This window comes from Paenibacillus apis (assembly GCF_018333295.1).
Classification (GTDB): domain Bacteria; phylum Bacillota; class Bacilli; order Paenibacillales; family Paenibacillaceae; genus Fontibacillus; species Fontibacillus antibioticophila.
The window spans coordinates 40,640-61,068 of the sequence record NZ_BORS01000008.1 but is presented as its reverse complement, the minus strand read 5'-3'; the positions used below and the strand labels follow the sequence as shown (position 1 = coordinate 61,068).

The following is a 20,429-nucleotide window of genomic DNA, read 5'->3' as shown; positions in this document are numbered from 1 at the left end:
TGATCGGTAACGGTCAGGTTTTTCATTTACATAAGGAAAGAGGAATACATCTTGAAGCTGTCATTTTTCTGGAGCCGTTCTTTTCTGGCTTCTCGTCCGATTCTGTGGACGTTGTTCGTGTGCAATCTGCTTGGCACGATCTACGGTTATGTCTGGTATGAGTCCCAGCTTCGTTATACCTGGGACAACCATCCAATGTGGCAACTTATCTTCGTTCCGGACAGCCCGACTGCGAGTTTATTTTTTACCATATCACTTCTGTTCCTGCTGCTGCCGGATTTACTGGGGCGCTTCCGCTTTCTGCGCGGCTTGATTGAGGGCTTGGCGGTCGTAACTAGCGTGAAGTACGGGATCTGGGCGGTAAGCATGATCTTTGCAGGTGCGGCCATGGGGGATTCCCTGGTGTGGCAGGATTGGATGCTTGTAGCATCCCATTTGGCGATGGCTGTTGAAGCCCTGTTGTTCGTCCGGTTGTTCAGCTTGCGGTCTGTTATGCTCGTCATTGCCGGAGCCTGGACCTTGCTTAATGATACTGTCGATTACGGTTTTGGCGTCTATCCTTGGCTGCCCAGACCATTGTGGGATTATGTTCCGGTTGTCGCCGTATTCACGGTGCTGCTGACGTTAGCAAGCATAGGGGCCGGTTGGCTCGCCTTGAAATATGGGCGAGGAAACGGAGCGCCGGAGCCGCAACCGGAATCCGTATAATTTCTGTCCGCCCTGACATTATGTCTATCATCACGGACAAAATTGGTTCTATGCAGGGACAACCCGCCATACCATGTGGTAAAGGAGGGATTGTCCGTGAAAATACTGGCGTTAAACCGGCGGCTTCTGTTATTGCTATGTTGTTTATTGCTGTTTGCCGTCTGGCTGAGTCCGGCTATTGCACATGCAGAGGGGAACAATACCGCTTTGCCAAAAGGGAATGAGCGGGAGCAAAAGCTGGCGCAATTTGAGCAAATTACCGAGAAATTGTACCGGGATATGCAGGATATTAACCTGACCGATGCCCCCAAGCAGATGGAGTTGCTTATTGATTCGCTGGAGGGGCTGTCTTTTCAAGGCTTGACTTCCGTTGAAGGAATTCATGCGCTGGCGGAAGTGATTATGGATACGCGCGGGACACTCGCGGAAGTGAACGTAGATCCGGAAGCATGGGCAAGATCATCCGCCAAGCTGCGGCTCGCCGTGAATAGTCTCGCCCATCAGGACAAAGCGCTATGGGTGCAATATTATAAAGTGCTGGCCGATGATTTGGCCGGAATGACCAAGAGCAGGGCGGAAGGAAAGCGAACCGTGCTGCGGGAATATTTTCTGTCCCTGCAATCGCATTATGATATTGTTCGTCCTGCCCTGATCATCAGCCGTCAGCCGTCGGAAGTGAATAAATTCGATTCCTGGCTCTCTTACATGGGTCAAATCAGCAAGGATAACTCGGCGGATGACGCTTCGCTCAGCCGCTCGCTTGAGCAAGGCGAGGCCGCTTTGAAGGAACTGTTCGGGCGTAAAGGTGCAGATCCCGTCTTTCTGCCGATTGCCGGATACAGAAATCCCTGGTCCTGGACACTGCTGATCGGCGGGTGGATCCTGTTGGCGCTTGTCTACACCGGATTGCGTAAATACCAAGCCTATCAGAATGTTGAGTCGGTGCACGTACCCTCGGAGCGAGGGGATCGGTTTCGGTTTTGAAGGGAATGTATATGAACCTATATGAGTAAGGCGGCTTTCGTCCTGATTTTGGGTGGGATGAAGGCCGTTTTATTTTGTCAGGGGAGGAGATTTATAAAAGACTATAAACATAGTCTAATGAGATGCCGATAAAACAGACAGAGACGTGAAATATAAGGAGGGGATTTTCTGAAAGGAAAAGAGAAGAGCATTAGCCGGTCCGAGCTTGTGGTGATGAATGTGCTGTGGAGAGAAGGGCGTTGTCCGGCCAGCAGGGTCGTTGATCAGGTTGCGAAGCATTCCGATTGGCATTTCCGTACTGTGAAGACCCTCTTGCGAAACCTGGTGGCGAAGGGGTTTGTCGGTTACGAAGTCGATGCGCAGGACAGCCGAATTTACTACTATACGCCGCTGGTTGATGAAGAGCAGTATTTGCAACAGGAGCGGCAGCAATTTCTTCATCTATACTATGGGGGCGATCGCAGTTCCCTGCTGGCAGGATTTTTACAGGACGGGAAATTGTCCGCAGCGGAGGCAGAGAAGCTCCGGCGGATGCTTAACTCCAGTGCCGAGGAGGAATGAATGGCGTGACGATGCTGTTGTCCATGCTTTTTCTGAAAGGATTGGAGCTAACGCTAGCCGGTACGGTTATCGCGATTCTGCTGCTTCTGATCCGCCGCTTTGGATCCAAGAAGCTGGGTCCCCGGATCATGTGCTGGCTATGGGCAATTCTCCTTTTGAAGCTTCTGCTGCCCATTTCCTGGTCAGGAATAGTCAGTCTGGAGAACTGGACGGATCCGTATCTGTATGATGCCCGGTACGGCGCAGGCAAAATGGTGATTGAAGCGGGAAAGGTATGGAACGGGCTCCGAGACCATTTACTTCCACAGGAAAAGGAATGGATGGCTTACAGCCCAATGAGAATGTATCAAAACGGGCAGGAGCTGCAAGTGCCGATGCCTGCGGTGAAGCAGGAGCTTGTAAGTTCTCTGCAGGCTCAAACCGGCATGATGCAGTCGCAAACGGTCATGGCGATCCTCTGGATCACAGGGGCAGCTGGCGTGTGGTGCTGGCAGCACTGGAAAAGCCGCGGCATCCGAAGATGGATTGCAATGTCTGTGCCTTTTAAAAGCGATGAATTGGATCTTTTGCTGGAGGATTGCTGTAAGGAGGTCAAGGTTCGCAGGCAGGTTCGGCTGATGCGCTCGGCCCTTCCTTATCCGGCCTTGCATGGCTGGTTTCGTCCTGTGATTTTGTTGCCTTATGAGAGCATGACACTCTACGGGAAAGATGAACTTAGACTCATTTTGCTCCATGAGCTATGGCATTATAAGCAGAAGGATATACTCATGTTCCTGCTGGCCCGCTTTCTGCGGCTCGTTCATTGGTTCAACCCCTTGATTCGGCTGGCGCTTAAGCGATTTGAAGAGGATTTGGAAATCCGCTGTGATTGGCGGGTGCTGCGTCAACTGGAGCGTGAAGAGGGATTGAACTACGGCTTGCTGCTTGTTCGTCAGGGGGAGCTTAACGGCGGCGGATCACTTAGCGGCGGGCCGGGACTCCCGTTGTTGACCGGGGCATCCGGAATCAGACACCGTATCGGCCATGTGTCAGCCTTCCTCAAACGGTCGTATGGAAAAGCTAATCTCCGGCGGCCATGGCGTATCTTGTTGGAAATCAGCGCGGCTTTTATGCTGGCGTTCGTCCTGCTGCCCTCCAGTAATCTCTATGGCCTGCTTCGCCAGGAGCAAACACCGATGCTGTATGCCTATTGGCTGGAAGAAGGAGCCAATCCGCGGGATACAGATGTGATCAACAGGATGACCGCTCAGATGATCGGAAGGACTGGGAGCGCCGTCGGCGACTCGCCTGTTAGGCTCGTATATCAATCGCCATTCGAAGCGGATCCTCTTCAGCATGCCTGGAATCGGCTACACTTGCTGATCGAGTCCGAGGAACGGCCGTGGCCCATACAAGTCGATGTTCGTCCTATTCGAGCAACCATGCGCGAACAAGGTCTTTCGTCCGGCAATGTGTTATTGATACTGCACTATCCGTATCGTCCGATCAAATATTGGGGGTTCAGCAGCGGCAAAAAAATGATGAGCGATGTAGCAAGCCTGGAGCAGTTGGAGAGGATGAAAGTGTATTGATGCTTTTGCTCGTTATGGCGAGTGAATGCATTAATATGCTTCAATAGACTATAAACATAGTCTTTTTAACGATTTCATCGAATCTATATTAGAAAGGATGGTTATCATGCAAATTGGATCTTTGGAGCATTGTACATGTATCTATCATTCCCCAACCATTGGAGGCGCGGGAAAGCAAACCACTACGACGGAGACGGGAGCAGGGAGATCCTTCAATCAATATTTGGCACCGCTTCTCACGGGGATGTTGTACCCTTCCCCAATGCAAAGCAGCGGGTTGTCTTCCGGTAATTTGGCAAATCTTCTGCCTTTGTTCATGTTATCCTCCACTCTGTCTCCCTTCGGCGGTTTCAACGGAATGAACAGTAGCTCCCTTTCCTTAATGCCGTTGCTGCTCGGTACCGGGATGGGGGGCACCGCTTATACGCAGCCCTATTCCAGGTATCAAAGTCCGTTGCTCTCAAGTCAGCTGCAGCCGACTTCGAGGTTTAACTTGACGCTTTAATAAACACAAGGTTATCAGAAGGTTAACTAGAAAATACAAGAGGGAATGAGGACATACGAATATTGGGGCGGAAAATATCGTCCGCTTGAAGAACTCCTGGAGGAAAGCTTTAATCAGCGCCAGGAAGGGAAGTAAGTGTATCAAGCCTGCTGCCGGTTCACGGCAGCAGGCTTTTTATCGTCATCCCTATTCCCATTTGAAGAAACGCAGAGCAATGGCGGTACAGACTATGGCTACTGTAATCATGATGATGATGGGAAGCAGCACGATGTCCAACGGCAACCCAAGCGAGGCTGCCTTCAGCAGTTTGATGCCTTGCGTTAAAGGCAGAACATCGGCGATTTTTTGCATTGCCGCAGGCATCACTTCGTATGGTAGCGTCGTACCCGAGAAGATGAGCATCGGAAAATACAGGAGACTGGCGATGACTCCGGCAATTTTCGGGTTTGGCGCGAGCACGCCGACCATGACCCCGATGCTGAACATTGACAGCATAATCAGAAGATACGCTCCCAGAAAATGAAGCCAGGATCCCTGCAATTGATAGTCAAAAAAGAGGGCGGCCGTCGCAAATACGAGAATGAGCGATACGATGGAATAAAGCGCGTAATTGACCACCTGCACGGCCAGAATTAGGGCAGGGCTCGTAGGTGTCACCTTGAATCGCTTGAGTATTTTTCGGCTCCGATATTCGGAAATGACCAGTGGGAGTCCCATCACCCCGCCGGCACAAATTGCAATGGTCGCGACGGCTCCAAAGGATTGATCGACGAACGAATACTCGGCTCCCTCAAAAGCGGGTTTATTTCCAAAGATAACTCCTAAGACGATCAGTACCACGACAGGCATGCAAATGGCGAAGATGACCATGTCCATCCCGCGCAGGGAGAGCTTGCTTTCCGATATTAGCAGGGCTTTAAATGGCCGCATATTCATGAGCCTCCTCATCCGTATACCAAAGATACGCATCCTCGAATTTTTCATAGGGACTGGCTTCGACGGCTTCCTGTACCGTACCGCAGAAAATGCTCTCCCCTTGCTTCAAAATCATGATGTTGTCGCACAGCGCTTCTACCTCGTCCATAAAATGAGAGGTCAACAGAATCGTCAGGCCCTTGGCCTTCAGGTCGGAGAGACATCGCCACACATCCCGCCGTGCTCTGGCATCCAAACCGGTTGTCAACTCGTCCAAAAACACGACCTCCGGGTTCGGAATGAGCGCCAGTACGATAAATAGGCGCTGCTTCTCGCCGCCGGACAGCTCACTGACCAGATTTTTCACCTTGTCCGTGAGTCCGAACTGCTGCAACAGCCCCGCATAGTCCCGAGCGCCTTTGTATAGGGAGGCTGTAACTTCGCATAGCTCCGAAACGCTGATTTTATCCTGATAGTTGGCCTCCTGAAACTGAACGCCGACCCTTGCGAACAGCTTCTTGCGATCCTTGTGGACATCCATACCGAGAATGGATACCGTGCCGCGATCCTTCTTCTTCGTGCCTAGAATGCACTCGATTGTCGTGCTTTTGCCTGCTCCGTTGGCGCCAAGCAGTCCGAACACTTCCCCGCGCTTTACCGTCATGTTAATGTCGTTCACGGCCTTGACCTGGCCGTAGGACTTGCATAAGCCTACTACTTGTATGGTCGTTTCCACGAAATATCCCTCCTGTATTGATGTACAATAAAAAAATAACACCAGAACAGAGTCTGGTGTTAAAGTGGAGGGTTTGCGGAAAAAGTTTTGTTCATGAACTCTAGTCGGGTGAGCATCGTCAGCGCGTTCTGTTCTGCGTTCTGTAAGGACGTGAGTAATTTGTCGCAGACCGAGATGATGTCATCGCTCTCTTCCGGGGTGTTGATGATTTCGCGGATATCTGCGTCCGGATTCAGGGAGAGGGTATTTAGCATGCGCAAAATGGATGCTAAGGAGTAGTTGGCGCAACGCAGGCAGCGGATGATTTTCAAGCGGTGTATATCGTCATTGGAGTACATCCGATATCCATTATGTTTACGCGTTACTGTCAGCAGACCGTTAAGCTCCCAGTTTCTTAGTGCATCCATAGAGATTTGCATCAAATCGGCTGCTTCCTTTCTTGTTAACGCCACCGTGCTGTCCGTTGCTTGTGTGTCGTCTTTTCCGGATAAGAGCTTTTCCACGATGGATATGGCTTCTTCCGCGCGGGACTGTTCCTCTTTAATTTGCTGCAAATATTGCTCCGCCAGGCTGATCGCTTTGCTGAAGTTGCTGGAAGCCGATGTCTTGATAATCTTCATCGCCTGCTTCCGCAGTCCGTTCTGCACAATCTCAACCTGTAGCGCGAGCTTCACCAGCTTGATCTGCTCGACATGCAGCGCGGTAAAGACGCGATAACCATTGCTTTTCCTTTCAGGTCTAGGGATCAGGTGGAGCTCTTCATATAGCCTAACTGTGTTGGGATGGATTCCGACCATGTGGGCGAGTTCGGAGGTTCTATATGTGCTCATTGAAATGATCACCTCTTAGGGAAGGAATTATATCGTTATTATTTCATTATATAACGGGGTGGAAGGCTGGTGATAAAGTGGAGGGTTTCTGGAAGAGAGTCAGGCAGGAAAAGCTAGGAGCCATAGCTTTGGTTCGCTTGGTTATAGGCTTACCTGAAGAAAGAATTTATTGCGAGTAAATATTATTGTTTTTCGTCATATTATTCCATTCATATGGTAGGGTAGAATGTATATAGAAAGTAACGGATGGGGCGTAGATACTGTTTGTATAATATGAGGTTGTGTAATGCGTGAATATGTGAGTTAACTGAAATCAACGAGAGTTGTATTAAGATTCACATAGATAACTAACTCAATCAATAGGATAAGCTTTCTTGATGTTAGTTCTGTTCAGAAGATAGTCTGTACTAGTTTGGTGAAAATCGGCAAGCTTAATCAGTATTGCTGTGGGAATGTCGACTTCACCGCGTTCATAATTGCTGTAGATTCGTTGACTACAGTTCAAATATGTAGCAATTTGTGACTGCGTCAAGTCTTTATCTTCACGCAGACTTCTGATTCTTTGGTACATGCCTAACACCTCCATAACAAAGATACTCTAGCGATTTATTCGCTATTGTATTTTAGCGAGAAAATCGCTAAAATATTCTGTAATGAATTTAATTGGAGGGAGAGGTAGGGAATGAGTAACATATTAGAGCAATTATATTTTGGAGAAATTAGACCTGAAGAAGTGATTGTACCAAAAAATCCTGAGTACATATCTCTAAATAACAAAATTTCCAACTCGAAGGAACACCTTAAGATGAAGCTTTCAGAAAATGACATGGAACTTCTTGAAGAAACTTTTGATTTACTTGGCAGATCCTCCTCAATATATTCAACCGAGGTTTTCATCTATGGTTTTAAAATGGGTGCTCTAATGATTACTGAAGTGTTTGCTAATAGAAAGTAATCAAAGTGGTTTTTTCAAAAGTATTTCAGTGCAGTTTAGTATAAAGTTATTACAAGTTCAAGAGTATTGTTGTTCGAAGAGGTCGTTGACTTCAGTTAACACCGCATTCACGCATCGGGGCTTTCGCCCCTTGGTTATCAGATGTATAATCATGGAAGAAGCTCAGATAACAAACGCCCCAGCCTAAGATAAGAGCTATCTAGGGCTGGGGCGTTTCGTGAATACAAGAACGTTATCGGAATTCCGGCAAATGGTATATAAACACAAAACACGAACAAACATTCTATTAATGAATGGGTATATGTGGTAGAATGGGGAAGTACAATTGAATCTTGGGTGGGCATGGTTTCCCTTCGAAAGGAGGTGAGACCATGGAGGTTAAAGATGCAATCCAGTTGATGTTCCTATTCGGAATGTTTATTCTTGCACTTTTAACATACATCGGAAAAAACAACAAGAGAAAGTAAAAACCCACCCCAAGGTTAGCGCCAAAGGTGGGTTTTGATCCGTTTCGACTTAGAAGGGGATTAACCATCCAAGCCAATTGTATGGCCGAGTGTTTGCCGCACTCGGCTTTTCTAATAGAAATCATAACATATCTTCAAGTCGCTGAAAACCTGGATAAACAAAAAATAACTTGGTTAAAAACTCGAATAAAGACTACAATACCAGAACCTATGTTAGTAACTCGAAGATGGCCGGAACATCCTATAACAATGTATTCATGCTGCGGGCCTGACGTCCCTTGGTCTGCAGAGGATTTTCGAGGAAGCGGAATTAGCAGACAAACCTACGAGGCTAAGTGGCGGGGCTACGGCAACTGCGTTGTTGCCTTAAGCCTCTCGGGTTCGTGAATACAAGGACGTTATCGGAAAGATACGCAGTACAGTAATATTACAAAATCAAGATCAAGCGCTTTAAGTTCATGGGATTATATAATAATTGAACGCAGGAGGATAACCATTATGAAGCTTGAAATCAAACCTCTCACCCCGGCTCTTTCCGAAGACTTTTTTGATTTTTTCGACAATCGAGCGTTTACTGACAATTCTCCTATGCAGCCGTGCTTCTGTTGCCGACCTCAAATGACTATGGAGCAGGAGAAAACTGAACTATTCGGATTAATTGAGGCAAACCCTGGAGTCATGCCTCGCGACATACCTAGTTTCAAGTCGACGCTCCGAAAAATTGCTGAACAGCAAATTTTAAACGGTGATTTGCAGGGATACTTGGCATTTGAAAAGGGCGTATCTATCGGTTGGTGTAATGCTAACGATAAGGAAAATTATACGACACTAGGTATTTGTGAAGAAATCAGAAATGCTTATAAATCTAATCTTAATGAGAGTGTTAAGTCTGTGCTATGCTTTGAGATTGCTCCGAATTATCGGGGTAAAGGTATTGCGACCGCTTTGCTTACTCATGTGTGCGAGGATGCGAAGGCAAGTGGCTTTGATGCGGTTGAGGGGTATCCTCACCTGCGCCTCCAACGTGAAACTTTCGATTTTATCGGTCCGGCCCGGCTGTTTGAAAAAGTTGGGTTCATTAAAGTGGCGGAGCAAGTTAATGTTGCCATTATGAGAAAAGAGATTTGAAATGAACCATAAGTCAATGATTATTGAATGCTCGACAAGCAAGGAGTTCAAACAGGAAATTTTAAACAGATTATTGAGTGAATCATTAAGAATTTATTCGAAGAAGGCGTACCCATCCGATAACACCGTATTCACGCAGCGAGACCTGACGGTCCCTTGGTCCTCAAGAGGATTTTCAGAGAAGCGGATCAGCAGACAACCCTGCACTGGCTAAATCCGTCGGACCCGGGGCTAACGCCCTCTTAAGCCAGTGAGGGTTCGTGAATACAAGAACGTTATCGGAAATTTTTGCGTGCGGTTAATACGTTTTAGGAGGGCTTATGAAGTCAGTATATAATAATCTTGTTATAAATACTTTATCCGGAAATCTCAAGGATGACATATAAAATTTTTTAGTGAACAATGGTTGCCCTAAAACTGCGGAGCATTGTGTCAGGGTGGGGAAAGAGGCAAGAAAGATAGCGGAAAGATTTAATGCTAATGCAGATTCAGCTGAAATAGCTGGATATTTACATGATATAAGTGCGGTTTATTCTAACGATGTAAGGATTCAAGTTTCCTATGATCTAGGTATTGAAGTACTGTCTGAAGAAGAGGCTTTTCCAATGATAATTCATCAGAAGATATCTAAAGAAATGGCTAGAGATATATTTAATATTATGGATCAGGAAATTCTTGATGCAGTTGGATGTCATACGACACTAAAGAAAAATTCAACTATTTTAGACAAGGTTTTGTTTGTTGCAGATAAGATTGAATGGGACCAAATTGGCGAACCTCCATATTTATTTCAGATTACGCAGAAACTAGATCATTCTTTGAACGATGCAGCATTCGAATATATTGATTTTTTATGGAAACAGCGAGATAACCTTAGAGTTATTCATCCATGGCTTAGAGACGCTTATTATGAATTGAAGGACTTAGTTTAGTAATTCGAAGAAGGCAAGAACATCCGAACATCGTATCTACGCTGCGTGCCTTTCGGCCCTTGGTCTGCAAGAGGCATTTCGCAGATGAAACTCAGCAGACAACACCTGCGAGGCTAAGTCCGTCGGACCCGATCGCGTGCGCTCTCTTAAGCCTCTCGGGTTCGTAGATACAGAAACGTTATGTGAAAGTTCGGTAGTTCTTTAAAAAATAAAAATCTGAAAGATTTAAGGGGCGAAGCCATGAAAAGTCTCATTTTGTATAACTGGGAAGTTCGGGATGAATATATAAAAGCTTTTAGTAGCTTGTCAAAAGAGGAATTGTTTAAAGACCGAAATGCAGGGCTTGGGACGATTATAAAGACATTATTGCATATTATAGATGTTGAATATAGCTGGATCAGGGCAATGAATAAAAAGCCAGATATTTCGATAAATTTAGATGAATACAAGGATCTTCCAGAAGTTTTAGAATTATCTAATCAGTTAAGAGTTGAAATCAAAGAATATATAAATCAATGGAACGATAACTTGGAGAATGACAGGGTAGAACCTTCTTGGATGGAAGAATCATTTAGAAAAGGCGAAATCTTTAGACATATATTGGTTCATGAAGTTCATCATATTGGACAATTATCAATTTGGGCAAGGGAATTAGGAATAGAACCAATCAGTTCAAATTTTATAGGAAGAGACATTTTTAATAAATTGAAGAACATGTAAGCAACTCAAGGAGACCGAACCTTCACATAACAATGCATTCACGCTGCGGGCTGACGCCCTTGGTCTGCCGGAAGGATTTCGAGGAAGCGGAATCTGGCAGATAACCCTGCACTGGCTAAGTCCGTTGGACCCGGGCTGGCGCCCTTAAGCCGTGAGGGTTAGTGAATACAAGAACGTTATCTGAAACCGGTGTAAAACAATAAAAAGACACTTGAGACCCAAGTGCCACTAAGATTTGTAAATATCTCCTCGTGATCCTAGCTTAATAACTATAATGATTAACTCTTTATCTATTATTGAATAGACAATTCTAAAGGATCCTACTCGAAGTCGATATTGATTTTCAACACCTTGCATCTTCTTGATATCAAGTTCAGGATGCCTAGGATCATCGGATAGAATTTTCAAATGATCCAGAATCCGATTACGTGTAGTAGAATCTTGTTTTTGAAGATTTTTGTAGGCATCTTTAAGGAACTTAACTTCGTAGTTCATGTTCAACATCCTTAAAGTTAATCAATTCACCTTTTAAGTATGCTTCTTTGGCTTTATTAATGGCATCTAGATCATCTTGAGTAGTGGGCTCATCATCAAGTGGGACTTCTCTGTGAGGTGATTTTTTTTGGGAAAGACGTTCCATTAATTCAGAAACCAGTTCGAGGTCTTTATCAGATAACCGATCCAGTAATTCATTAAATCGTTCTTTATTAATGGCCATAACAGATACTCCTTTCAAGAACTAATTATAACCATTATAACATCAAATACACCTGGATGAGTTATGGAAGCTTCTCGAAGAGGACACCGGCATCAGATAACACCGTGTTCACACATCGGGCATTAGCCCTCCATCCGGCACGAAGCTAGAAGTGAATTCAGAGAGGCAGTTCAGCAGCAGGGAAGTAGATTCAACCGGACACACCCGCACCGACTACCGTGTCGCGGCCGGCTCTTCGAGCCTTAAGGTGGTGGGGGTTCGTGAACACAGAGACGTTATATAGGAAATTCCATTGACAATAATGTTCCTTTTCGGAACGTTTATCCTTGCCCTCTTAACATACTTTAATTCTAACAACAACAAGAGAAAGTAAAAACCCACCCCAAGGTTAACGGCCGAAGGTGGGTTTTGTTCCTTAAATGACTTAGAGGGGAATAAACCATCCAAGCCAATTGTATAGCCGAGTGTTCTCAGCACTCGGTTTTCTTACACAAATGATACCACAACAAAAAGGAAATGAAAACTCTAATTGTAAAGAAATGATAAAGACCTGTATAAGGTCCTTACCACTAAAACAGACAAGTAAACAAATCGATGAAGGCCTGAACATCCTATAACACAGCATTCACGCTTCGGCCAGCTAGGCTGCCCCTCGGTCCGCGAGAGGTATTGTCGAAGAGACAGCCTCAGCGGACAACCCTGCACCGACTAACAAACATCGCGGCCGCTTACTTCGTTCGCTTAAGTCGGTGAGGGTTCATGAGCGCAAGAACGTTAACTGAAATAGTGCTCTAGCGAGTAATTCGCTATTGAGATTTAGCGATAAAATCGTTAGAATCTTCTTATGAGAAATACAAAAATTAGTGATACATAGAGAGTGAAGCAGTTCGAGGAAGACGTTGACTTCAGTTAACACAGTATTCACACTACGGGGCTATCGCCCCTTGGTTGTCGGATGTATAATCACGGAAGAGGCTCAGACTACAAACGCCCCAGCCTAAGATAAGAGTTATCTAAGGCTGGGGCGTTTAGTGAATACATCAACGTTATCGGAAATCAGCGTAAAACATTAAAACAGCAAATCTCAATAAAGGGAGGGATTATTTTGGATCTGAGCCAAAGAAAGCAATGGAATGAAAATCATAAGAAACTAACTAGTGTTATTCTAAAACCAAGTGAATATCAGAATTCCATAGGCCTTTTCTTGAGTCAACATAGTTTGTTGCATTCATCAAAAATGAGCAATTCACCAGTTGCTACTCTTGAAGATGATTTATTAAAGGATTTAATGGAGGAGTCATTCCGAAAGTATCCTGTCGAAGCACCTGATACACGGAACTCTATTGTATGGCATGTGTGGCATGTTACACGTATTGAAGATATGACAATGAATATTCTCGTAGCTGAAGGCGATCAAGTCTTACACACCTATAATTGGGCTAAGGAACTTAAAGTGGATTATCCGCATTCGGGAAACCAAATGACAGAAATTGAAATTGCTGATCTAAGTGAGAATATTGATATTAATGCACTATTGGAATATCGAATCGAAGTAGGACGAAAAACTCGAGAAATTGTATCTCATTTATTGCCGGGTGAATTTAGAAACAAAGTAGATGCAGGAAGAATTGATATTCTTAAAGAGCAAAATGCAGTAAAGAGAGAAGCATCTTGGTTGCTTGAATATTGGGGAAATAAGACAATAGCAGGTTTAATACTAATGCCTGCGACAAGACATATTTTTCTGCATTTGAATAAAGCGATCCGAATCAAAAAAAGGATACAAAAAATATAGATTATCAGAATTTCGAAGAAGACGCAGACATCCTATAACAATATATTCACGCTGCGGGCTGGCATTTAGAGAAGTCGAGTCAGACGGACAACCCTGCGAACCTAACCGCGGTCGCGGCCACCCGCGTTGGGGGCTTAAGGTTCTCAGGTTCGTCAATACCGGAATGGGGAATTCCGGCAAGAGCTTGTAATAAAGATGACAACGAATGAGTGTTCTATCAATTATTGGGGTATTATGGTAGAATGAGGAAGTGCAATTGCATCTTGGTGGGCATGGTTTCCCTTCGAGAGGAGGTGAGATCATGGAGTTAAAGGACGCAATTACTATCATGATTCTATTCGCAACATTTGTCTTGGCTCCTTTAACATATATCGGGAATAACTACAAGAAAAAGTAAAACCCACCCTAAGGTTTCGCGGCCATAGGTGGGTTTTTGTGTCCTAATTGACTGAAGGGATATATCCATCCAAGCCAATTGTATAGCCGGGTGTTAGCAGCACCCGGCTATCAAATACAAATGATACCATATTTACAAGACTATGAAAACCTGAAATTGGAGTAATGATAAATCAAAACTGGAAAAAGAAAATAATAATCCGGCTCCTCTGCTAACAATTGCGGGGCTTTTTTTTATTCATTGGCCCAATTGCTTACCCGTAACAGAACTCAACTTCGCGATCAAAGATGACTTGTTTGAACAACCGTTTAAACAATCAATTCAAATCTATCCCCTAATATCAATTGTTTGGAACGATGAATTTTTTGCCCGTCCGGGCTGCTGACGGTACTTCTGATGCAAAGCAGAGGATGGCCTTCCTTGATATTTAAATAGGTGGCCACATCGAAGGAGGCGTACTCCATCACAATATACTTTCGCGATATGCCAAATGAAATTTTGTGCTTGTTTCTTAAAATCTCGTATAAAGATTTATGATTTAAATCCTCCTGTAGCAAAAAAGAATAGGAAGAAGGAAGACGGGTGTATTCCACAGATACAGGAATATTGTCGGCATACCTGATTCTTTCGATGTTAATGATTTTATCTCCGGGTTTTAAGCCCAAATGTTCCTGATCCGGTAACGTAGCCTCTTCAATCACGCACTTAATGACCTTTGCGCCAGGGATTTTGTTTTGCAATTTGCAAGTGTCGCTAAACCCAATCGTCTCCGTGACGTTCTTTCTGATCTTTTCTTTCGTGATAAACGTACCTTTTCCGGGAATTCGCACTAAATAACCTTCAGAGGTAAGTGAATCGAGAGCAGCGCGGACCGTCACGCGGCTCACATTGTTCGTTTCGCTTAATTCCAATTCCGTGGGGAGTTTGTCCCCCGGTGCAAGGATACCGCTATGGATGGAGTCCAGGATTTTATCTTGCAGTTGTTTATATAATGGCACGGATTCAGAATGATCAACCATGGTTATACCTCCAAAAAAACTTTGTATTATATTGTTTTATCAATCCGTCTCTATATTATAACAAAGATAATTTGTTATGAACATAAAAAAGCAATAAAGTGTACTTGTTTTATGTATTACTATGTGCTACTATTTCATTAATACATTCCAATACAAATCACCGGTGTGGGATGAAAAAAATAAAATGTATCATACAAGGAGAAGAAGATGGACATAAAACAGATTATTGGAGAAATTGTAGCGGAGAAGCAAGAGGTCGGAGGCATTAAGCAGATTTATTATGTAGCATGCGGAGGTTCTTATGGGGCTTTTTATCCGGCCAAAACCTTTCTGGAAAAAGAGGCCAAGAACATTAAAGTAGGACTGTATAACAGCAATGAGTTTGTATACAACACGCCTAAATCATTTGGCGAAAATTCGGTGCTGGTGGTAGCTTCCCATAAGGGTAATACGCCGGAAACGGTCAAAGCGGCCGAGATCGGCAAAAAGGCGGGCGTTCCAGTCATTGCGTTAACCTGGCTCACGGATTCGCCAATTACGGAGCACGCGGATTATGTGGTGAAATATACCTTTGGCGAAGGCAAGGATATCGCTGGCGAAAAAACCATAAAAGCCCTGTTGACGGCGGTAGAGGCATTGAACCAAACTGAGGGATACGAGCACTATAATCAATTCCTCGACGGCGTGGCCAAAATTGATCAGATTGTTAAAAACGCTTGCAAACATGTGGCCAAACGCGCGCTGACGTTCGCCAAAAATCACAAAGAGGATAACGTCATTTACACCATGGCGAGCGGAGCCGGTTACGGGGCGGCCTACATGGAAAGCATCTGTATCTTCATGGAAATGCAGTGGATCAACTCCTCCAGCATTCATTCGGGCGAATTTTTCCACGGACCGTTTGAGATTACAGATGCCGAGATTCCGTTTATCATTCAAATTTCTGAAGGAAGCACACGGCCCCTGGATGAAAGAGCGCTGAAGTTCCTGAACCGTTATGCCAAGAGAGTAGAAGTATTAGACGCCAAGGATTTGGGCTTGTCCACCATCGACAGCTCCGTGGTCGATTACTTCAACCACTCCCTGTATAACAACGTGTACCCGGTTTACAACCAAGCTCTGGCGGTGGAAAGAGAGCATCCGCTTACAACCCGCAGATATATGTGGAAGGTTGAATATTAATTTTACCTACATTTAGAAGCCTCGAAGGGGATTATTTTTATGAAACAATATAAGGTTATCGGCATTGGAGACAACGTAGTAGACAAGTATGTCCACCAGGGTATGATGTACCCTGGTGGCAACGCCCTAAACTTTTGCGCGTATGCCAGAATGTGCGAAATGCAAGCGTCTTATATAGGGAAATTTGGCAATGATCAAGTCGCCGAATATATCAAACAGGTGATGGAGAAGTTGGAGATTGAGCATAGTCATTGCCGGATCTTTGAAGGAGAGAACGGCTATGCGCGAGTTACATTGGAGAACGGAGACCGCATATTTCTCGGATCGAACAAGGGCGGTATAGCGAAGGAAAAGGCTTGGGATTTTACGGAAGAGGACTTGAATTATATTGAACAATTTTCCGTGATTCATACCAGTCTTAACAGCTACATCGAGGGGGATTTGAAGACCTTAAAAAAGAGTAATGTACCGATCTCCTTTGATTTCTCGGTGCGCTGGAATGACGAGTATTTAGAGCAAGTATGCGGGCATGCGGACATTTCCTTTCTTTCCTGCAGCCATCTATCGGATAGCGAACGAGAAAGAGAAATGCGGAAGGCCCAGACCTTCGGCTCCCAAATGGTGATAGGAACGGTGGGGGAAAACGGCTCATACGCGCTTTATAAAGATCAATGGATATACCAGCAGGCTGAATTGACGGAAACCGTGGATACGATGGGAGCGGGCGATTCTTATTTAACAGCTTTTCTTATAGGGATGATCAGAAGCTCGGAAGACGGCAACTTGTTCTCCGGTTCGGATGAGGAGATGCTCCGTAGAATCAAAGCAAGCATGGAGCAGGGGGCTGCGTTCGCCGCGAAGATATGCCGAATCAACGGTGCTTTTGGCTATGGGACAGCAATTCTATAAAGAAACTTCCGAAACCAAAAGATACACCTTAAACCGGCTGATTGTAAGCGTATTCATTTATGGTGGCAAGTGCTGCTTATTTAGATAGGTCGGTAAATTCATATAAGGAGGGGGAACCTTCATGTTTTGGTTTCAACTGTTAATTATTGTTTTGCTCATATTCTTTGGCGCCAGAAAAGGCGATGTATTTATGGGCTTGCTCGGTGGCGTGGGTGTGGCGATCTTTGTCTTTATCTTTCACGTCAAACCGGCGGCGCCTCCCATCGATGTCATGTTGATTATTTTGGCGGTCGTATTGGCGGCCTCCGCGCTGCAATCTTCGGGAGGGCTTCATTTTCTCGTCCATCTGGCGGAAAAGATGCTCAAAAAGTCGCCTAAAAATATTACGATTATAGCTCCGATCATTTCCTGGTTATTTACGTTCATGTCGGGGACGGGACATGTCGTCTATAGCTTATTGCCAATCATCAATGAACTGGCCATTGACAATAAAATCAGACCGGAAAGGCCGATTTCTAACAGTATCATCGCTTCCCAGCAGGCCATCACCTGCTCGCCGGTATCTGCGGCTACCGCGGCTATGATCGGATTTATGGCTCCCCTTGGTGTGAGTTTGGGAACCATTTTGGCCATCGTGATACCTGCAACACTGTTAGGCATCATTGCAAGTGCATTGTTGACGATTCGCAAGGGGAAAGAACTGGAGGAAGATCCGGAATACTTGCGTAGGTTGGCGGAAGGGTTAATCGTCAAACCGGAACAAAGCGCAGAGGAAAAAGCGGTCTCAAAAGGAGCGAAAGTCTCGGTTGTTCTCTTTTTGCTGGGCGTTCTGACGATCGTTATCATGGGGCTGTTTACCCATCTCCGTCCATCCTGGGTACAGGGCGATGAGATTACTATTTTATCCATGCCGTATACGATTGAGATTATTATGCTGGTTTGCGCTACGCTCATCATTATCTTTGGTCGACCGGCAATCGAAACGATTCTTAACGGTCCGATATTCAGGGCAGGGGCGCTGGCGATGGTTTGTGCTTTTGGGCTCGCGTGGATGAGCAGTACCTTCATCAACGGACAAACCGCTTTTATTCAAGAACATGTTGCTACTATCGTAAATAGCTATCCATGGACGCTTGCCGTGATCATGTTCATCGTCGCAGCTTTAACCACAAGCCAAGGAGCCACGACGTTAATTATGATTCCGATTGCTATCGCTCTTGATTTGCCTCCTTACATCATCATCGGAGCATGGATGGCCGTCAATGCCAACTACTTTTTGCCAGTCGCGTCGCAGTGCCTAGCCGCCATCTCATTTGATACCGCTGGAACGACCAAAATCGGCAGGTTTGTACTTAATCACAGTTTTATGTTACCGGGATTAATTAATAGTGTTATCTCTATCGTTGTAGCCACTTTAATTGGAAGCGTTTTAATTTAGGGGGGGTAAAGAAGAAGGAGGGATTTCGTTAGTATGATACAGATCTCGCAAGTGGCGGCCGCAAACTATCATTATAAAAGGTATTCTCTAGAGTATTTTTTGAATTCCGCAGCTCGGTTGGGCTTCCGCAATATTGAGTTATGGGCGTCAGGACCGCATTTTCATTTGGATTATTTTACGATTCAAGAGGTTAAATGTTTATACCAACAGATAAAATCAAAGGGCTTAAAAGTTGTCTGCTTGACCCCAGAACAGTATGTCTATCCGGTCAGCATCAGCCATCCGGATCCGGAATACCGCAAACAAAGTGTCGAATATTTTCGCCGGCATATTGAAGCTGCGTCGCTTCTGGAATGTGACAGAGTGCTGGTGACGACGGGAATTGCCTATTTGGATGCTGATGAGACGGAGGCATGGGAATGGTGCAGGGAATCTTTGAGCGAAATTTGTAAAACGGCTGAAACGAACGGAGTCTATCTTCCCATGGAGGCGTTTACCAGCTTTTCTACACAAGTATTTAACCAGGCCGGGCATATCGCTAAGATGATCGAAGAAGTCGGGAGTCCGTATTTGAAAGGCTTGGCGGATACGGATGTTATGGCAACGACAGGTAAGGATACGATCCATGACTTCATAAGAGAACTCGGAAATGATTTAGATCATGTCCATTTTGTTGATGGCAATCCCGGAGGACATCTCGTTCCCGGAGAAGGCGTGTTGGATATGGCCGAAGCGTTAAAGGCGCTGAATGATATCGATTATAAGGGATATCTGGGCCTTGAATTGCTGGATAGAAGGTATATCCTGGATCCTGAAAAAGCGATGCGGGATTCGCTCACGTGGTTCGAAGAGCACTTATCTTGATAGTTAACCTGCGAAAGGAATGATAAATTAATGAAGGCGAATATCTATGCTCATGAGGGCGAAGGCATTGAATGCGTATATAAAAACGAGAAATGGCTGGTATGCATTAAAAACTGGAAACCGGATAACGATATCAATGGCATTCATCGTCTGGAAGTGCATCGCGAAACCGACGAACAGTTCATTTTGGTAAAAGGCAAGGCAATTCTAATGGTATCGGAAAGGAAGGATGATCGGTTCGATATTGAACTGATCGAGATGGAACTGGGAAAGATCTATAATGTACCACAAGATACTTGGTTTTATACGATTATGCAAAAAGACACAAAAATGATGTATGTTCAAGACGCAAACACCACAAATGAAAACAGTGAATATTGCGAAATGAGCGAGACGGAGTTAGTTGATGTTAGAAAAAGAGCACTTGAAATATTTATTAATTGATTCAAACTGGTTGTCATTCCGAGCGTTTCTCTGTAATCTACAGGGGGACGCTCGCAGTTATTTTCTGTCCAATTTTGCAAAAGTGCTTTAATATAGAAGAAGCAAGCAACCCAATATGAGTTACTGGTTCAATCGCCCACTGGCCAATCGAACGAGTCATTCCTTGATCTGCAGAGGATTTTCGAGGAAGCGGAATCAGCAGACAAACCTGCAGGGCTGAGTGGCGGGGGGACGGCAACTGCGTAGCCTTAAGCCTCTCGGGTTCGTGAATACAAGGACTTATAGGAAGTTCCGGCAAGAGCTTGTAATAAAGATGACAACCAACGAGCGTTCTATCAATTATTGGGATATTATGGTAGGATAAGGTAGTACAATTGAATCTTGGGTGGGCATGGTTTCCCTTCGAGAGGAGGTGAGATCATGGAGTTGAAAGACGCAATTACTATCATGATTCTATTCGCAACATTTGTCTTGGCTCTTTTAACATACATCGGGAATAACTACAAGAAAAAGTAAAACCCACCCTAAGGTTTCGCGGCCATAGGTGGGTTTTTGTGTCCTAATTGACTGAAGGGATATATCCATCCAAGCCAATTGTATAGCCGGGTGTTAGCAGCACCCGGTTTTCAAATACAAATGATACCATATTTC

26 protein-coding genes are annotated in these 20,429 nt (G+C 44.9%); 19 read left to right on the top strand and 7 right to left on the bottom strand.

Annotated features, from left to right (window positions below; genetic code table 11):
- Positions 1–51 precede the first annotated feature (51 nt).
- The 5 genes from KI362_RS12820 to KI362_RS12800 all read left to right on the top strand — a co-directional run bounded on the left by KI362_RS12820 (position 52) and on the right by KI362_RS12800 (position 4,329).
- Positions 52–708, top strand: coding sequence for a DUF1405 domain-containing protein (locus KI362_RS12820; protein ID WP_301627534.1), 657 nt, complete (start codon positions 52–54; stop codon positions 706–708).
- Between the two features lie 96 nt (positions 709–804).
- Positions 805–1,692 (top strand): sporulation protein YpjB, encoded by an 888-nt coding sequence (locus tag KI362_RS12815; RefSeq protein WP_301627533.1) that lies wholly within the window; start codon positions 805–807, stop codon positions 1,690–1,692.
- 168 nt (positions 1,693–1,860) lie between these two features.
- Entirely contained in the window at positions 1,861–2,253 is a 393-nt protein-coding gene (locus tag KI362_RS12810; RefSeq protein WP_044478974.1) for a BlaI/MecI/CopY family transcriptional regulator, read from the top strand.
- 11 nt (positions 2,254–2,264) lie between these two features.
- Positions 2,265–3,824, top strand: coding sequence for a M56 family metallopeptidase (locus KI362_RS12805; RefSeq protein ID WP_301627772.1), 1,560 nt, complete (start codon positions 2,265–2,267; stop codon positions 3,822–3,824).
- 106 nt (positions 3,825–3,930) lie between these two features.
- Positions 3,931–4,329, top strand: coding sequence for a hypothetical protein (locus KI362_RS12800; protein WP_301627532.1), 399 nt, complete (start codon positions 3,931–3,933; stop codon positions 4,327–4,329).
- A gap of 186 nt (positions 4,330–4,515) precedes the next feature.
- On the opposite strand, the gene KI362_RS12795 is transcribed toward KI362_RS12800, so the two are convergent.
- The 4 genes from KI362_RS12795 to KI362_RS12780 all read right to left on the bottom strand — a co-directional run bounded on the left by KI362_RS12795 (position 4,516) and on the right by KI362_RS12780 (position 7,381).
- Positions 4,516–5,259 carry an ABC transporter permease gene (locus KI362_RS12795; RefSeq protein WP_301627531.1) on the bottom strand — a complete coding sequence of 248 codons (744 nt, stop codon included), beginning with the start codon at positions 5,257–5,259 and terminating at the stop codon, positions 4,516–4,518.
- Complete coding sequence (locus KI362_RS12790; RefSeq protein WP_301627530.1) at positions 5,246–5,980, bottom strand: ABC transporter ATP-binding protein; 735 nt, start codon at positions 5,978–5,980, stop codon at positions 5,246–5,248. Before KI362_RS12790 ends, KI362_RS12795 begins: the two co-directional genes overlap by 14 nt.
- A gap of 59 nt (positions 5,981–6,039) precedes the next feature.
- A complete protein-coding gene (locus tag KI362_RS12785; protein WP_301627529.1) occupies positions 6,040–6,810 on the bottom strand; it encodes a MerR family transcriptional regulator in 771 nt (256 codons plus the stop codon).
- A 352-nt stretch (positions 6,811–7,162) separates the two neighbouring features.
- Complete coding sequence (locus KI362_RS12780; protein WP_301627528.1) at positions 7,163–7,381, bottom strand: helix-turn-helix domain-containing protein; 219 nt, start codon at positions 7,379–7,381, stop codon at positions 7,163–7,165.
- Between the two features lie 111 nt (positions 7,382–7,492).
- On the opposite strand from KI362_RS12780, the gene KI362_RS12775 reads away from it, so the two are divergent.
- The 5 genes from KI362_RS12775 to KI362_RS12755 all read left to right on the top strand — a co-directional run bounded on the left by KI362_RS12775 (position 7,493) and on the right by KI362_RS12755 (position 11,012).
- A complete protein-coding gene (locus tag KI362_RS12775) occupies positions 7,493–7,765 on the top strand; it encodes a DUF6809 family protein (protein WP_301627527.1) in 273 nt (90 codons plus the stop codon).
- Between the two features lie 371 nt (positions 7,766–8,136).
- Complete coding sequence (gene comI, locus KI362_RS12770; protein ID WP_301627526.1) at positions 8,137–8,232, top strand: competence inhibitor ComI; 96 nt, start codon at positions 8,137–8,139, stop codon at positions 8,230–8,232.
- A gap of 498 nt (positions 8,233–8,730) precedes the next feature.
- On the top strand, positions 8,731–9,360 hold the full coding sequence (locus KI362_RS12765; protein WP_301627525.1) for a GNAT family N-acetyltransferase: 630 nt from the start codon (positions 8,731–8,733) through the stop codon (positions 9,358–9,360).
- Positions 9,361–9,755: 395 nt separating this feature from the next.
- Positions 9,756–10,292, top strand: coding sequence for a bis(5'-nucleosyl)-tetraphosphatase (symmetrical) YqeK (yqeK, locus tag KI362_RS12760; protein ID WP_301627524.1), 537 nt, complete (start codon positions 9,756–9,758; stop codon positions 10,290–10,292).
- A gap of 240 nt (positions 10,293–10,532) precedes the next feature.
- Positions 10,533–11,012 (top strand): DinB family protein, encoded by a 480-nt coding sequence (locus KI362_RS12755; RefSeq protein WP_044478964.1) that lies wholly within the window; start codon positions 10,533–10,535, stop codon positions 11,010–11,012.
- 228 nt (positions 11,013–11,240) lie between these two features.
- Here the strand turns inward: KI362_RS12755 and KI362_RS12750 are convergent, their stop codons facing one another.
- On the bottom strand, positions 11,241–11,507 hold the full coding sequence (locus KI362_RS12750) for a type II toxin-antitoxin system RelE family toxin (RefSeq protein WP_044478963.1): 267 nt from the start codon (positions 11,505–11,507) through the stop codon (positions 11,241–11,243).
- The gene (locus KI362_RS12745; protein ID WP_044478962.1) at positions 11,491–11,730 is read right to left on the bottom strand and encodes a hypothetical protein; all 240 of its coding nucleotides are present in this window, start codon (positions 11,728–11,730) and stop codon (positions 11,491–11,493) included. Before KI362_RS12745 ends, KI362_RS12750 begins: the two co-directional genes overlap by 17 nt.
- 301 nt (positions 11,731–12,031) lie before the next feature.
- Here KI362_RS12745 and KI362_RS12740 point away from each other — a divergent pair, with 301 nt between their 5' ends.
- The 3 genes from KI362_RS12740 to KI362_RS12730 all read left to right on the top strand — a co-directional run bounded on the left by KI362_RS12740 (position 12,032) and on the right by KI362_RS12730 (position 13,922).
- The gene (locus KI362_RS12740) at positions 12,032–12,103 is read left to right on the top strand and encodes a putative holin-like toxin (protein ID WP_301627771.1); all 72 of its coding nucleotides are present in this window, start codon (positions 12,032–12,034) and stop codon (positions 12,101–12,103) included.
- A 732-nt stretch (positions 12,104–12,835) separates the two neighbouring features.
- Positions 12,836–13,525 carry a DinB family protein gene (locus KI362_RS12735; protein ID WP_301627523.1) on the top strand — a complete coding sequence of 230 codons (690 nt, stop codon included), beginning with the start codon at positions 12,836–12,838 and terminating at the stop codon, positions 13,523–13,525.
- 301 nt (positions 13,526–13,826) lie between these two features.
- Positions 13,827–13,922: a putative holin-like toxin gene (locus tag KI362_RS12730; protein ID WP_222860707.1), complete on the top strand. Its 96-nt coding sequence runs from the start codon at positions 13,827–13,829 to the stop codon at positions 13,920–13,922.
- A 308-nt stretch (positions 13,923–14,230) separates the two neighbouring features.
- Here KI362_RS12730 and KI362_RS12725 read toward each other — a convergent pair whose 3' ends face one another.
- Positions 14,231–14,941, bottom strand: a complete 711-nt coding sequence (locus KI362_RS12725) for a GntR family transcriptional regulator (protein ID WP_301627522.1) — start codon at positions 14,939–14,941, stop codon at positions 14,231–14,233.
- A 207-nt stretch (positions 14,942–15,148) separates the two neighbouring features.
- On the opposite strand from KI362_RS12725, the gene KI362_RS12720 reads away from it, so the two are divergent.
- From KI362_RS12720 to KI362_RS12695, 6 genes are all read left to right on the top strand, one after another.
- Entirely contained in the window at positions 15,149–16,123 is a 975-nt protein-coding gene (locus KI362_RS12720; RefSeq protein ID WP_044478954.1) for an SIS domain-containing protein, read from the top strand.
- A 39-nt stretch (positions 16,124–16,162) separates the two neighbouring features.
- On the top strand, positions 16,163–17,032 hold the full coding sequence (locus KI362_RS12715; RefSeq protein ID WP_301627521.1) for a fructoselysine 6-kinase: 870 nt from the start codon (positions 16,163–16,165) through the stop codon (positions 17,030–17,032).
- Between the two features lie 121 nt (positions 17,033–17,153).
- The gene (locus tag KI362_RS12710) at positions 17,154–18,470 is read left to right on the top strand and encodes an anaerobic C4-dicarboxylate transporter family protein (protein ID WP_301627520.1); all 1,317 of its coding nucleotides are present in this window, start codon (positions 17,154–17,156) and stop codon (positions 18,468–18,470) included.
- Between the two features lie 33 nt (positions 18,471–18,503).
- Complete coding sequence (locus KI362_RS12705; protein ID WP_301627519.1) at positions 18,504–19,334, top strand: sugar phosphate isomerase/epimerase family protein; 831 nt, start codon at positions 18,504–18,506, stop codon at positions 19,332–19,334.
- 30 nt (positions 19,335–19,364) lie between these two features.
- Positions 19,365–19,778 (top strand): cupin, encoded by a 414-nt coding sequence (locus KI362_RS12700; RefSeq protein WP_301627518.1) that lies wholly within the window; start codon positions 19,365–19,367, stop codon positions 19,776–19,778.
- Between the two features lie 420 nt (positions 19,779–20,198).
- The gene (locus KI362_RS12695; protein WP_306432682.1) at positions 20,199–20,294 is read left to right on the top strand and encodes a putative holin-like toxin; all 96 of its coding nucleotides are present in this window, start codon (positions 20,199–20,201) and stop codon (positions 20,292–20,294) included.
- The last annotated feature ends 135 nt before the right edge of the window (positions 20,295–20,429 follow it).